General features: G+C 39.2%; 13 protein-coding genes. 1 reads left to right on the forward strand and 12 read right to left on the reverse strand.

Going from position 1 to position 15,242, the window contains the following annotated elements; genetic code table 11:
• The first annotated feature begins 50 nt into the window (after window positions 1-50).
• Window positions 51-173, forward strand: coding sequence for a hypothetical protein (locus tag NW212_RS01055; protein ID WP_258336959.1), 123 nt, complete (start codon window positions 51-53; stop codon window positions 171-173).
• 110 nt (window positions 174-283) lie between these two features.
• Here the strand turns inward: NW212_RS01055 and NW212_RS01060 are convergent, their stop codons facing one another.
• The 12 genes from NW212_RS01060 to NW212_RS01115 form a co-directional block, all read right to left on the reverse strand.
• Window positions 284-793 (reverse strand): UpxY family transcription antiterminator, encoded by a 510-nt coding sequence (locus NW212_RS01060; RefSeq protein WP_258336805.1) that lies wholly within the window; start codon window positions 791-793, stop codon window positions 284-286.
• Window positions 794-798: 5 nt separating this feature from the next.
• Window positions 799-1,239, reverse strand: a complete 441-nt coding sequence (locus tag NW212_RS01065) for a lipocalin-like domain-containing protein (protein ID WP_258336806.1) — start codon at window positions 1,237-1,239, stop codon at window positions 799-801.
• Window positions 1,240-1,257: 18 nt separating this feature from the next.
• Entirely contained in the window at window positions 1,258-2,742 is a 1,485-nt protein-coding gene (locus NW212_RS01070; RefSeq protein ID WP_258336807.1) for a capsule assembly Wzi family protein, read from the reverse strand.
• 77 nt (window positions 2,743-2,819) lie between these two features.
• Window positions 2,820-3,959 (reverse strand): Wzz/FepE/Etk N-terminal domain-containing protein, encoded by a 1,140-nt coding sequence (locus tag NW212_RS01075; protein WP_258336808.1) that lies wholly within the window; start codon window positions 3,957-3,959, stop codon window positions 2,820-2,822.
• A 275-nt stretch (window positions 3,960-4,234) separates the two neighbouring features.
• Window positions 4,235-5,023: a glycosyltransferase family 2 protein gene (locus NW212_RS01080; RefSeq protein ID WP_258336953.1), complete on the reverse strand. Its 789-nt coding sequence runs from the start codon at window positions 5,021-5,023 to the stop codon at window positions 4,235-4,237.
• Window positions 5,020-5,997: a glycosyltransferase family 1 protein gene (locus tag NW212_RS01085; protein ID WP_309148237.1), complete on the reverse strand. Its 978-nt coding sequence runs from the start codon at window positions 5,995-5,997 to the stop codon at window positions 5,020-5,022. The genes NW212_RS01080 and NW212_RS01085 overlap by 4 nt, the downstream gene beginning before the upstream one ends.
• Window positions 5,998-6,085: 88 nt before the next feature.
• Window positions 6,086-7,045 (reverse strand): hypothetical protein, encoded by a 960-nt coding sequence (locus tag NW212_RS01090; RefSeq protein ID WP_375337930.1) that lies wholly within the window; start codon window positions 7,043-7,045, stop codon window positions 6,086-6,088.
• Between the two features lie 238 nt (window positions 7,046-7,283).
• The gene (locus NW212_RS01095; RefSeq protein WP_258336811.1) at window positions 7,284-8,333 is read right to left on the reverse strand and encodes a glycosyltransferase; all 1,050 of its coding nucleotides are present in this window, start codon (window positions 8,331-8,333) and stop codon (window positions 7,284-7,286) included.
• A gap of 85 nt (window positions 8,334-8,418) precedes the next feature.
• Entirely contained in the window at window positions 8,419-9,327 is a 909-nt protein-coding gene (locus NW212_RS01100; RefSeq protein ID WP_258336812.1) for a glycosyltransferase family 2 protein, read from the reverse strand.
• Between the two features lie 8 nt (window positions 9,328-9,335).
• Complete coding sequence (locus tag NW212_RS01105) at window positions 9,336-10,481, reverse strand: glycosyltransferase (RefSeq protein WP_258336813.1); 1,146 nt, start codon at window positions 10,479-10,481, stop codon at window positions 9,336-9,338.
• The gene (locus NW212_RS01110; protein WP_258336814.1) at window positions 10,478-11,974 is read right to left on the reverse strand and encodes a lipid II flippase MurJ; all 1,497 of its coding nucleotides are present in this window, start codon (window positions 11,972-11,974) and stop codon (window positions 10,478-10,480) included. The genes NW212_RS01105 and NW212_RS01110 overlap by 4 nt, the downstream gene beginning before the upstream one ends.
• 590 nt (window positions 11,975-12,564) lie before the next feature.
• Entirely contained in the window at window positions 12,565-14,892 is a 2,328-nt protein-coding gene (locus NW212_RS01115; protein WP_258336815.1) for a transglycosylase domain-containing protein, read from the reverse strand.
• Between the last annotated feature and the right edge of the window lie 350 nt (window positions 14,893-15,242).

A 15,242-nucleotide genomic window follows, 5' to 3' on the forward strand; every position in this document is an offset into this window, starting at 1 on the left:
ATGCTTACTAAAAACACGTACATCCCGGTTCAACAGGGCAATGAAACCGTATGCTGCGAAACAAAGCCAACTTTGCCGTACTTGAAGGGCTGCCAACCGTATTGCTCAACGACAAGACAAAAATTATCAAGATTTTGGGAAGCGCTTCCAGTGATGGCATCGATGATTTATAACATCCGATCCAAAGCAGGCAAGAGAATAGCTTTAAGGTTGCACACAGAAAACACTGGCAACAGAAGATGTTATGTTTCTGTGCTCAATTTTTAAACGATCAAATGGCGGATCATATCTTTTCGACATATCCGACAGGTATTTCTACTGTAGCAGCCCCCAGCTGTTCGATTCTTACCATAATTTGCGACTTCCCTTCCAACTGCGACATTTCTCCTTCCAACCCGGCCAAAGGACCTTTGATTACACGTATTTTATCTCCTGGATTTAAATGTGCATTGATAAATCTGACAGATTCTTCAGAAAAGTCAAGCATGAACCTGAACTTATCCATTTCGTCATCTGGAATTATGGCAGGCCTTCGCCTGCATCTGTCGAACAAACACCCTGTTACAGCCGGGACATTCCGGATAATTTCCAGTCTGTTGTGCTCACTTGTCCGGACGAAAATTATCATCGGAATAATTACCGTTTTCAGTCTTTTTTTTCTGTCGCTCCATTGTTTCACGACCTCCTGTACCGGCAGATAGTTGGTAATCCCCATTTCATCCAGCCTTTCTGCGGTTTTCTTTTCGTGATGCATTTTCACATACAGCGCATACCAGTGTTCTTCTTTATCCATTATGCTCAGAATTTCTTGAATTTCAATATGGCATAGTCAGATTCCAAAGTCATAGAATGGCTGTCAACACTGATTACATTGAATGTAGTGTTTACGCTGTTTAATCCGTAAGGCTCCAATTGCCACACCTCTGCCGGGACAGAGTTTTCAGGTGAATACGTACTCATGTCTGTCATAGTTATTGTATTTGAAGCCTCGTCATAGTTATATCTCCCCCGAAACGGAGTCAATTCGAATGGCCCTTGTTTCTCTGCGACTTCTACTACCCACAGTTGGATGCTGTAATAAATTCTCTCACATTTGTGAACCTGATTATCCGCTTTGGTTGTAAACTCCAGCAGCTGCCAATGGCCTTCTATGTCCGGATTGATGGCCTCTTTTTGGCATCCGACTAAAACAAGTACACTCGTCAGCAGACAGATAATAGAATAAATTATATGCTTCATGATTGCCTTCTGTAAAAATTAAAAAATAGTTCCGGTTTTCTTTATAGTCAGCATACCTCCGGTTGAGTTTCCCAAATAGTTTCCGCGGTCTAATCCGAGAGCCAGCGATGCACTCCATCCTTTTGCCCATTGGGGCGAATAAGTGGCCTCGTAAAGCGAACTGAACTGTTTGCGCTGCTTGTCGAGCGGATAGTCATAAGTTCCCCAGTGCCTTGCAAAAGAAATCAACATCCGGTAGCTCCATTCGTCTGACGGATTACCGGAAATGCCCAAATGATGCGCTCTGATCCGGTTGCTCCGGAAAGAAATCGAATGGTCGGCATTGTAGAGCGGCCCGGATATTAGCGGATTGCCCATCCCCATTCCCATATATTGCCATCCGCCATAAATATAATGGTTATAATAATTGTCATTGGCACTTATCTGATATTCCGGAAATTGTCCCCAGAATCCGTCATATAACAAAGGGCCGGTCTGGTCTTTGGTTGCAATCCCCTCCCATACGGCAGAGGTGACCCATTTATTTTTAGGGAAAGTAATTTCCAGTCCCAATTGTCCGTCCTTCCATCTTCCATACTCCCAGAACATTTGGGATGTATCCTCGAAATAATGCTCCAGATAGGCACGGAATTTCCAGTTTCCGACGTAATAGTTCAATGCAAAGTTCCAGCTTCCCACATGGTTCCCTTCCACGTTCACCTGTTCTCCTCCTGGTGTATCACTTCCTCCCGTCTGCGGGAAGAAGGCTTTCCAATACGCTTTCAGGTTATGCGGCATTTCAGTGTCCAAAGTTACACTCCCGTCAGCTTCTTTGTAATACCTGCTTCCTCCGAACTGTGCCGCCATCAGAATACCCGTCTCGAATTCCAGCGGAAACCTGTCTTTATTACCGAAACGGAGCATCAATGACTTGCTGTGGTAGAGTACGTTCTCAGTGAAGTATTGCCCCGGATTCACGTAATCCCGCTGCCAGTCGTACTCAGCAAAAGATCCGTAAGCAATATGTCCCTTAAATGCCAGCCAGCCTTTAGTTCCCGGGACATTCCAAAATTCAGGCATTTCAACTCGAATCTGAGGCAATGGGTGTGCGTTAGGGCCTTCTACCATCATGCCGCTGCTCAGAGCCGTATTCTTCTCTAAAGGAAATCCGTCGCGTTCTTTAATGCCTACGCTCAGCGTCAGAACCTTCCATGAGAAATCGGCGTACAACTGCTGTATATTGAATGCTTTTTCGTGATTCACGGTTCCGGCCAAATCTATGCCCGCAGCAATTTTCCAGTTATGCCTCATTCCTTTCTCATAAGCGATTCCGGCGCGCATGTAGCCAGAGTTCGGCTCAACGCTAGACAGTCCGTAGCGGTTGGCAGTAAACCATAGAGGAGCATACGTTCCTCCTCCGGCGGTAGCTCCCAATTCAACTCTATATTTCAAGTCTGCGTCTAATTGAGCATATACAGCGGTTATAAGAAACGCAAATGTAGCCGTTAATATCAGTCTTTTCATCTGGTAATATGCTTGTGTATTTGAATAAGTGAGTAAAAAAAACATGGCTGTTGTTTTTATGATATTCAGTATTACTTTCACTGATTTTCATCTTTTTCCGTCCCTGCTTTCGGATTTTTCATTTCCGCTTTGAATGAATTCCAAAAATCTTCTCCAAAAAGAATCCACACTGATTCACAAATAAAAGCGAGAAATACGAATCCAATTAAAAGGATCATCTTTTTGGGTGAAGAGGGATGCAAAGGGACAGTCGATGGCTCAACAACTGCAAATACAGGTTTAGCCTCTTGTACTTTAGCCTTAGCCAATTGCAGTTGCGTTTCCATCTGACTGTAAACCTCGTAAGCAGCAGTTGCCGCTTTTTGCAACCGTTCACTTTCCGCTTTAACCGACTGCAAAATTATATTCTTGTTAGCGTCCGCAAAATGCGCATATTCTTTTTGTGCTTTTATATAGATAGCTTCCCTTTCTTGAGTTATTCTTTCCAGATAAATACAATCCTGCTGCGCTTTGCGTGTACGATAGTCTGTAATATACCGCTGAAGCTTAGTAATCGCGCTATCTGCAACTAATGCTGTAGCTACAGGATCTTGCAGCTTTACGCTGACAGTTGTCATGCTTGTCTTTTTGTCAGTTTCAGCGTCCAATACTTTCCTCAACATTCTAATGCGTTCGCTTTGCTTTCGTGTCAGTCTGAACGGATCAATTGGCTGATTCTCTTTTTCTTCCGGCTTGTCCTTAAACAAGGAAACAACTCCACCGATAGCTTTCCCAGGTAATCCTATCATATACCCCCACCACGGTTTATTTTGTGTATCCAAATAATCATAAAGACTCATAGAAACACTGTCTTTTGTCATGACAGGCGTTTCCAGCATTTCCAATAAGAAAGGAGTGGTTTTTACTATTTCAGGAAACATATTGAAACTGAGAGCATCTTCTCCCAAGCTGGCAGATCCACTGCTTAAGCCGAACATGGAAGCGATACTGGCCAGCCCTCCTGTATTGTCCAATCCCGATTCCGGTGAAAGCGAAACTTTCACTTCATATTCTTTCGGAAGACTGAAGCCTATGACTAAACCGATAAGAGCACCTATTCCAATTGCTTTATAAATCTTTTTTCTATTGTCCACTAATTTTTTGAACAAAGCAATAAAATCGATTTCCATTATTTCCTGCTGTTTCTTTTCCGTTGTATCGTTTTTCTGTTCCGTCATTTTGATAAATCAATTATTGTTGGGCAAAGATATGATTATTTTTTTATTAGTCAAAGATTGTTACGATATGTACCGCCAGTTCTATTTTATTGAATTCTATTTTTTAAGAGCGTTTAAATTTTGTTCCGCCTCGGTTTGAGAATCGTATGCGAAGATGTTTTTCTGTTTTTACGAGGATGATAGCGGGGAAACAGACCGGAAACAAGTTCAAAAAGGGGCGGATAAAAATACTGAATCGGAAAATTGAAACAGGCTCTTAGATTTCCCATTTTTATTTAAATATTATCTTTTTGATCAAGTTGCTTGTTTGTGATTAGGATTTCATAGACCTTATAAAAATACCGGAGTGATAGTAAAAACACATTGGTATATATATGGTTGTTGTTGCATGATTTAAGATGTTCTTTCATGATAATCCATCTGCTTCTTAGGTTTGCAGTGCTGGCACCTCCTGTTCTCATTGTAACAAAATCCTTCTCAATATATTTTGCAGAAATCTTGTGTATACAGAAAGCCCTAAGCAAAAAATCAAAATCTGCTGCAATTTTAAAAGAGGTGTCATAAAAGCCAATTTTATTTATAGCATTTTTTTTAAGGTAAAGTGAAGGGTGTGCAGGCATTAGCCCGAATCTCATTAATGAGGGGCGAAAAATCTTGGACGAATAGTATCTTACACATTTCTTTAAATTATTGTCATTGACAAAATGTATGTCACCATATACAGCATCGACATCATACTTCTTAAACGTTTTGGCCACTGTTTCTAAAACGTCATCAGATGTAAAGAAATCGTCCGAATTTAAAATGCCAATAATATCACCGGTTGCAAGTGAAATACCTTTATTCATAGCATCATAGATTCCATAGTCTTTCTCTGAAATCCATTTCATTCGCCCATGGAAGTTCCTTTCATATTCTTTTATGATCTCTATAGTTTCATCTTTTGACTTTCCATCAATAATAATATATTCATAATCAGCGTATGTTTGCTGAAACACTGACATGATAGTGCTTCTTAAAGTGGACGCACTATTATATGTTGCCGTAATAATAGATATTTTCATTTCCTCGATTCCCAAGCTATTTTGTAGATATTCATGATTTCATTATACATTTTTTCCCATGAGAATCGTCCTGCATTCTTAAGCCCGTTCTCAATTATTTGTTTTCTTCTCTCATTATCTGATAAGATTGAAAGGCAACGGATAATTTCATTTGTTGTAGTTTCCTTCATCAGCAATGGTGTATCACCGATTACCTCTGGAATAGAAGAGCCGTTGTATGCAATGACAGGGCATCCTGCTTTCTGGGCCTCCAAAATTGGAATGCCAAATCCTTCATATATAGATGGATAAATTAAAGCCAAAGCATAGTTGTAAAGAACATTCAGTTTTGCGTTATTGATATGTCCGGTGCAAAAAACGCGTGATGTATTTTTAAAGTATCTTTTGATAACTTTCTTCTCCTCTTCGTTCAAATGCGCCCCAACGACTACAAGATTTAGTTCACTTCTTGAGATAGCTTGTAATGTAAGTTCAAAGTTTTTGTATTTAGCTCTCGAACCTACAAATAGCACATATTCATGAGATTTATAGGGAAGCGATACATTCTCCTGTTCCGTAGAAGTTAGAACGTGATAGTCTGTAGAAACTCCATTATAAACGACAAATATTCTTTGGGGGTCAATGTTTGGGAAAAATCTTCTCAAATCCTTTTTAGTATTTTCAGAAATGCAGATAATATAGCTTGAATGCAAGATTGCATTTCTTTTCTGCCACGAATGGATAATTCTTTTTATACCGTGATTAAATAATTCATATGTAAAATCATGTACGGTTGTAATATTAATGGCATGAGGATTGTTACAAATCCTATAGTAGGAAGAATGAAATATGAATGGTGAATCATTTTTTATTGTTATTGGAGAATACCTTGAGAAAGGAGTCTTAAGTTTTTTATATAAAACTTGATTACTTGCATTAAAATCCAGATTACTATAAATATTATTATTGGGATAGTTTATACAAGTTATGTGCATTTGTTTTGTGTGTTTAAAACACCGAATAAGAAATTCTTTCCAAACTGTTGATATGCCCCCCGAGCGTTGTAAGGAGAAAATAATGTTGTCAAATACTATATTCATTATGCTTAGGATATTTATTCGAGATGAATTTTTCAATGCAAAAAATAATTAAAGGAACGATTAGAAAGTTGTAAAACAGCATTTTATTGACTATTGCAATATTATCTCTGAATAATTGGAATGGGATCATTCCGCAAACGCAATAGTAATAAGTTTTTGCAAATGCTGTTTTGCCGTTTATTCTAATGGATGTAAGAATGAAACCTAATAAAAACAAAGCAGTACAACTGCCTAGAATGCCAAAATTAGAGATCAATGAAACTAATATATTTGTCGCACCAAATGGACTATCATAGGATATGTTGATTGGCTGTATTAATTCAGCTTTGTCTGGCAGTAAAAAAGACGGTACAAAGTTAATAAAGGAAGTTAAGAAATTAGAGGGAAAAGCTATATAAGGTAAGTCTCCTTTATCAAACATAGATCCAGCACTGATCCATGTCAGTGTCGGTTCAGCAACTCCGATGTACATGATGGCATCTATCGTATAATCGCTATCTCCCAATCTCCAAATTCCTATTCCGAGGAGAAAGATTATAGCAATACTTATTTGCAAAAAGAGTTTTCGGAGTTTGATTTTTTTCTGATCGAGTAAGTAAATGATGTATGCTATTAAAGGAATCATAATATACATTCTGGATCCGAATCCTAACAATATACTTGAAAATTCAAAAATAGAGAATGTAATAAAGAAATTACTCCACTTTGACTGCTTATTTTTAGGTATATTCCGACTATACAAAAAGAAAAATAGAAAAATGGTATTTATTGTTGCTATAGCCCCTATTAATTCTGTGTCATAATCAATTTGATAACCTTGGAATAAGTTTTGCCGATTAGTTATGATCATATATTGTCCTGCTACCCAGAATGGAGATGCAAATAAAAATAAATCTTTGTTGGATATATAATGTATGTCTGAAACAATGTTTTTTTTCCGCATATATTTAAATGGAAGTATTGCTCCAATAATGAATGAGATGCAAAATATGGTTATTATGATGGCGTAAGTTGGAATGAAATGCGGGCTAAAATATTGGTAGAGAAAACTCATTCCAGGAAATGTTGCAAATAATTGCATTGATACCACACAAGGTGGAAGTACCAAATAATACAAAAAGCCGAAAAGGAATAAAGGTATATGATACAATGGTTTATAACTCATATTTTCCGTATAATAGTTATTTTATTTTTCTGAATAAAGCCAATGTGGCTTCAAATGAATATTCGGATAAAAACAACTCTCTCGAAGACTTGTTGAATGAAGATGTTTTTTCATATAAAGAAGAAATTGTTTTAATGAACTCTTCGTTGGTTTGACATAAATAGAAAATCGGGGCATTCAGTTTATAGCCTTCGAACGCCTCTTTCGTTCCAATAATTGTTTTGCCATACATAAGTGCTTCAGCTGTTTTCACCTTCATTCCTCCTCCTGTGAATATAGGCATGACTACCAATTGCGCATTTTGGTAATAAGGTGAAAGGTCTTCAGCATTGCTTATAATTTCCACCTTTTCTTTAACGCCAGCAGGTACTTGAAGCAAATTCATATTTCGCCCAACTATTTTAAGTTTGACAGATATTGCAGGAAGAACTTCTTTCATGAACCACTGTATCCCTACGATATTGGGTTGAAAATAACTACCAACAAATAAAATATATTTATCACCATTTTGACCGTATAACCGCGTTGTTTTATCTTCAATGCTGATAGGAATGCACAACTCTGGTTTCCGTTGGTAGAGATTGGTTATAAGTTGCGAATCCCTTTCATTTAACGCGATGAGTGTATCTGCATATTTGCATGCCTGCCGTTCACATTTGAAAGCCCATTTCGAATATAAACTACGTTTAATCCCTTTATATATAGAGTTAATGTACATGTATTCGCAATTATGAAAGAAGCAAATGATCTTAATCTTTGGTGAAACTTGTCTAAGAATTTTAGCAAAGCTTCCCAATAAAGATGAGTCAATAAATGCGTAATTGCAGTTTTTATTGAGAATTATATGTTTGACGCGCTGAATATCTATGCAATCAATACCGCCCATATATCCAAAACATAACTGTTCGGCTCTGGAAAGGAGCAATCTTCCCCTTTTTTTATCTATGATTTTATATTCAAACAGATTGTCAAAGATTTGTTCTAGAGACTTTCGGTTTCTTTGGGAACACACTGTACCCCCTAGCATTTCGCCATAATATCTTGTGATAAAAATAATGTTGTTCATCGATATTGTTTGATGATTGATTTATGTTATGGGCAAGAGCATTAGATTTTCTTCATGAAAATGATTATCTCGTAATAATATATACTTATCGGCTTTGTCTATTTTTATCTTTACGAATTATATATTTCAAAAACACCCTTATCTTTTGCCTCCAGTAGTTGGTTTTTATCTCGTCATTATGAATGTGAAATAAAAGGAGTCTAGTTAAGCATGTAATAAAATAAATGATATTGCATATCTCATAATAAATAAATCCGTATCTTTTCGTCAGATAAAGTTTTCTTCCCTGCAGATAAAGCATCTCTCTTTTCTCTTTTAAAGAGAAACTTTGTCCTTCCAAGTGTATAATATGCGCTTGCGGAACATTTATTACAAGACTGTTTTCTTGTTTTGCAATAAAACACAGGTAACTTTCCTCAAAGTACATGAAAAAATCTTTGTCGAAACCATTGATGGATTCAAAAAGTTCTTTTCTTATAAAAAGGTCGGCTCCTGTTATATATTCTACGCTTATGGGATTCTCTGAATAATTAAAATATGAAACATCCTTAAACAAAAAGGTTTTTCCACTAAAAAGGTTATACAATTCAAATTTTATCCCAGGAGCGATAGTAAAATGGGAATGTGTGGGTTTGAGGTCTTTGGTATAAAGATTTCCTCCGCAAATTCCGACGTCATGATTATTTTCTATAAACTGGAACAGAATAAAAATTGCGTTATTAATTAAAAATGTATCCGGATTCAAGAAGAAAAGGTACTTACCTTTTGCATGTTTTGCTCCTAGATTATTAGCTTTTCCGAAACCAAGATTAGTTTCAGATTGTATATACCTTATTCTGCTATCTGTTTTTAATATTGAATGATCATTGGATGATGCATTATCAACCACTATGATCTCAAACGATATATATTGAGTCTTCTCATATATACTTTTTATGCAATCAAGAATCAATAATTCTGTATTGTAGTTAACAATAATGATAGAAACATCCATGAATTTTATTATTTAGAGATGTGGCCTTTGTCAAAAGGGATATGTTTGATTATATATTCCCAAGACAACCGATGAGAATCATAATTGTCATATACGTTGATGTTGGCATTGCCATATATAATTTGCTGAAGCTTATCTGCCAGTTCTTTATGATCATTAATACCAACCGTAGTGCCATATTTGTTATTTTCAATGAGGTCAAGACAAGCACCTACAGGTGTTGAAATAATATAATTTTTAAATCGTTTTGCCTCATTGAGCACTAAAGCATAACTCTCAAAGTCAGATGTCAGGACAAAAACTTTAGCTTGATTATAATATTCCCAAAGAGTTTTTTTGTCATATATTGCCCCTGTAAACAGAATATTCTTTTTTTTATGCGGATACTTTTCAAAAAATTGATCAATATATAGTTGAAAATGATTTTCTATAGGACCTATCATACACACTGTCCAATCTTTTAAATCTGTTTTCTCGAGAGCTTTAAGAAACATTTCTGTGTTCTTTTGGGCGGTTCCTAATCGCCCAACTGTAATTATCATGTTCTTTTTTTCTGAAAATGAAAGCTCTTTTATATTGAGTTCTTTCAATGATTGTTCGTCAAAGCCATTAGGCATTAAAATAAGCTTATCTTTGAAATTAAAGAAAAAGGATTGGCTTTTTTGTAGTTTTTGAAATGCTTCTGTCGTTTCACAAGAAACTAAGTCCAATCTTTGTATATACTTGGAATATAAGCATCTATAGAGTTTGTCATGTTTGGTCGTACTATTTTCGATTTCGTAAGGATTAATGTCCATCTTTACATAAGCATACCCTTTAGGGTTTAGTAATTTGTATAATATAACAATTAGAGCAGTCATGGGAGTATTATGAAACCTCATGAGGCAATCTATTTCTTTCGCATGTTTTAACAAATATATTGCTAGGTTTAAGTCCTTTATATTGATATTGTTTTTATCGCCATAACATTTGACAGGCAGCAGCCTTACATTCTTATAAAAGGCAGGAAACACTTGGTCGGGATTTTTTTGAGGATAAACAATTGTAACAGAATAGTCATATAATATACCGAGATAATATGGGACTAAAAAAACATCTTTCCCAAAATGAAATTCTTCGAAATCGTAAAAAAGTAGAGTAAGATTTTTTTTCATTTCTTTGTTCCTTTGAAAATAGGTTTGATATTAAACTTCATCAGCTTTAGAACGAGAGGGAGTATAAGTAGCAATAAAATTCCATTAAACAAAAGTTGCAGAAATGTCGAATGGAGTTTTATGCTGTAGTTGAAAAAGCATATCAGTGCTGTTGTCGCGGTCAATATGCATAGGTAGCAACCTATTTTTTTTATAGTTTCATTCATAGATATCGGCATGAATCTGCACATTATTACTGCCGCAGATAAATGCCCGAGAAAGAGAGAAACTGGAAATATATAGTACGTCAATGATCTATATAGGCAAAGATTGAGCATGAGTACAATAATTTGCGTTGTTATCCCTAAGAAGGCGTATACTTTTCCCTTTGCTGCAGACAACAAGGACATACCGAATATCAGATATAAAATAACTCCGATAAAAGCCATCCCAAATAGTTGTGTAAGTGTTATTATAACTGATAACTCATTCAGTGACATGTTTCCTCTCAGAAAGAAAAACTTACATAATGGGGCCGCCCCGCCTATTAACATGGGAATGGTTAAGATGAGGATTAAAAAACACGTTTTTATGAAGTCATTTAATGAAGATTGATAGGTCCTAAAATCATTCTTTGAAAAATATTTTGCTAAAGTTGGCACCATAATTGTGGTCAACACACTGCTTAATACATTTTGAAGTACTATTGTAAATTGCCTAGAATAATCAAGTGAAGAAATTATGCCCGGTCCTAATTTTCCGGCCAACCATTTTTCCCCTAATGTGTTGCATTGGCCTATAAAATAGGGGAAAAAGAAAGGCAATGAGTAAATTATAAAGTCCCTTATCAAACTCCATTTTATTGGCAAAATATGTGTCTTGATTTGTGGGCATGTTTTATTGACGAAATAAAAGCAAGTAATGAATAAACAAATATAAGATATGTATTGAGATACAGCTAATGAATAGATACCAATGCTTGGTGCTAAAAAAGCGATTATCCCTAAGCTAGCCAAACCTGTGATGGCACCCACAATTTCTGGTAAATAATAAACCTCAAAAGAATTTAGCAAACTAATTCCCAAAGTTGTCATTTGATTTATGAAGAATGTCGGTAGCATTATGAGGAATAAACAGCAGAAGAGAGATGTTTCTTTTTCTGTCGGAGAAGTGAGTATGTTTTGTGCAACATGAGTTGTTAATAAAGCAGTAAAAACAGAAACGACAATTGTGACAACTATAACAAATCCTACCAACGATCCTGTTTTTGAGAGTGCTGCTTCTTCTCCGTTTTTTTCTTTGATGAAGACAAATTTGGCCCTAAAAGTTTCGTTTATTGGCCCCCATATTGCAGCTCCGAGTGATGCTAAAAAAGTTGTAACTAGTATCCACACATCTCTTTCTACAGTTACTCCAAAGAACTTGGCCGATAGAGTCAATGTAAGAATAGAAATAAATATTCTAATGACACGCAGAATAAACAGGATGAAAGTGGTTTTGGAAGTACTTGCCATTTATGTGTTCTGGAAATAACTATTAAAATTAGGCATGAGATTTGTTTAAAGATATCGTTGAATCTTGTAAAGTTTCGGAGTCTTGGATCATAAATACTTTATTCGCAATATAAGGTGATCTTTAATTGAGGGAATTAAAAGTCTTATAGATATATGTTAAGAATCGATTACTTCTGGCAATGCTTCGCCGTTACCTGTCCCATATCCGCATCAAGAGATAACTCTCGAAGGCAGGACATGCAAGGTAAGCGGTTCTCTCCTAAAATAGTACAAAGTTAGGCTTTTCCCGTGAAAAGCGCAAAAGCGGATGACGGAATTTGAGCGTCACTCCATCTTTTCTTGTTAAAATGAGCGGAATATACAAATACTGCATGGAGCTTAGGAGGAATTGAACACGAATGCGAAGCAACAGGGCTATCTGCGTGACGTTTTTCGTCAGCGCATAATGAATCCCGACATACACGCCGCGGAATCCCCAAAAAGAAGGATCTATCTGATTGAAAGGAAATGGCAGTAAGGCTTTGTTTGCCCTACCGCCATTTCTGTATTTGGGTTTGATAGAAAAAAATTCAAGCTGTCTAACCCTCCGGCTATTGGAAGAAGATGTCGTCAAGGCGGCTGTTATGCTCCTCTTCTATTTCTGTCAGACGGTCTTTGCATGGGTCGAAATCGCCGGGGATGTCAAACGTTTCATCCTCCGAGTAGCCCAGCGTCTTGTCGGCAAACACCTTCTGCATGTAAATGCCCCACACAGGCAACGCCATAGAAGCTCCCTGACCGTCACGCATCCAGTCGAAATGAATGTCACGCTCTTCGCCTCCAACCCAACAGCCGGACACGAGCGACGGCGTGAAGCCCATAAACCATCCGTCTGAGTTGCGGTTTGTGGTTCCGGTCTTGCCGCCCATATCCGCCTTAATGCCATAGAGCCGGCGCACGCGGCCTCCTGTTCCTTCATTTATCACGGCACGGAGCATCACAAGCATCTTGTAGGAGGTTGACTCGCTGATCACTTCATTTATCTGAGGCGTGAACGTAGAGATTACATTCCCGTCATTGTCTTCAATACGCGTAACAAACAGCGGAGCGGTGCGGATGCCTTTGTTCACGAATGCCGTATAAGCGCTCACCATCTCTCCTACGGAAATCTCGCAAGGACCCAGACAAAGCGAAACGGTCGGCTGGACATCCTTGTTCAGCACGCCGAACGAATGGATCAGACGGGCAAGGTCATACGGGCTGAGCTTGCTCATCAGGTAGGCGGAAATCCAGTTGTTCGAGTTGGCAAGCCCCCACTTCAGGGTCACCATCTCTCCGTAGTGCTTCTTCGAACTGTTGCGCGGCGACCAGGCACGGCCGTTCTCGTCAAACAATGTCTGCTCTACGTTGCGCACTTCGTCACAGGGAGAGAAACCGTTTTCCATTGCCAGCGAATAGACGAAAGGCTTCACGGTAGACCCGATCTGACGTCTTCCGACCATCGCCATGTCATACTGGAAATAGTTGTAGTTAGGTCCGCCCACGTATGCCTTTACATGGCCGGTCAGCGGATCCATCGACATAAATCCGGTACGCAGGAAATGTTTGTAATACTTGATGGAGTCCAGCGGAGTCATGGTGGTATCCCTGTCGCCGTCCCATGAGAACACGGTCATCTCGTGAGGAGTGTTGAAAGCCTTCGTGATTTCAGCCTCGCTGTATCCGGCAGCTTTCATGGTGCGGTAACGGTCGCTCTGACGCACAGAACGCATCAAGATCTGCTCCACCTCGGCCGGCGTCAGCTCGTTGGTGTAGGGAGCTGTCTTGCGGCCTTTCTTCTCCTTGAAGAACCTTGGCTGGAGGTATTTCGCCACATGCTCATACACGGCCTCTTCGGCATAGCGCTGCATACGGGAATTGATGGTGGTATATATCTTCAGCCCGTCTACATAGATATTGTAGTTCGTGCCATCCTTCTTCTTGTTCTTCGCGCACCAGCCGTAAAGCGGGTTGGTTTCCCAGGCGATGGAGTCCTCATAATAAGCCTGCATCTGCCAGCCGCGGTATTTGCTGCGGTCGGGCTTCTTGGCGGTCATTATGCCGCGCAGGTACTCGCGGAAATAAGTGGCCAGCCCGTCCTTATGGTCAACCGGCTGGAACTTCAACACCAGCGGCAATGCCTGAAGCGAATCGCACTCGGCCGCGGAGAGATAGCCAGCCTTGCGCATCTGGTCGAGCACTACATTGCGGCGTCCGCGCGCACGTTCGTTGAAACGGCGCGGATTGTAGAGCGAGGGATTCTTGCACATTCCTATCAGCGTAGCGGCCTCCTCAATCTTCAGGCTCTTCGGATCTTTTCCGAAATACGTCTTCGCCGCAGTCTTGATGCCTACGGCATTGTTGAGAAAGTCAAACTTGTTGAGATACATGGTGAGAATTTCCTCCTTCGTGTAATAGCGTTCCAGCTTCACGGCAATCACCCATTCGATCGGCTTCTGCAGCAGACGCTCCATCACGTTGTCGGCCGTGGGCGAATAAAACTGCTTGGCAAGCTGCTGGGTAATCGTACTTCCTCCGCCGGCGTGCTTCTGCATGAGGATGCCCCGCTTCACCACCGCACGCAGAAAGGCGCGGGCGTCAATTCCCGAATGCTGGTCGAAACGGACATCTTCCGTAGCGATGAGCGCATGCACCAGATGGGGAGAAAGATCGTTATAGCCCACATACACACGGTTTTCCTTGCTGAGCGACCACGTTCCGAGCAACTGCCCGTCTTCCGACAGGATCTGTGTGGCGAATTTCAGGTTCGGGTTCTCCAGCTCCTCGACAGGAGGGACATATCCGATCTTCCCTTTTGAGATGGCTGTAAAGACAATGGCCACCGCAGCGATTACGAGCGCAAGAACCGCCCAAAGTATAATGATAAAAGTCTTTCTCATATTCTGATTAAAAACAAATTCTTTTTTATAAACTGCAAATTTAGGGAAAATCATCGGATTTTTCCAAGAATCCTTTTCAAAAATTGAAGCGGGACACAAAAGGGACGTTCAACGCACTGCACAACAGCCTCTTGCAGCCCGATACAGGACATATACGGGACACGAAAGGCTGTCGACACCTTATATAAAAGAAAGAAATAAAGAAACCCCTACCCTTGCTCTTTTAACAGCCACAATTCCCCATCCGCCGAGGACCCACGACAAACTACAGCGTTTTCAGCTTCTCCGCACACGTACAGGCAGCCTGCGGAAAGCCTCAAAATTCACCGCGTAAAAAATAAATTCTTTCC

Origin of the sequence: Bacteroides sp. ET225, assembly GCF_024733745.1 — a bacterium.
In the GTDB taxonomy this organism is placed as follows: domain Bacteria; phylum Bacteroidota; class Bacteroidia; order Bacteroidales; family Bacteroidaceae; genus Phocaeicola; species Phocaeicola excrementipullorum.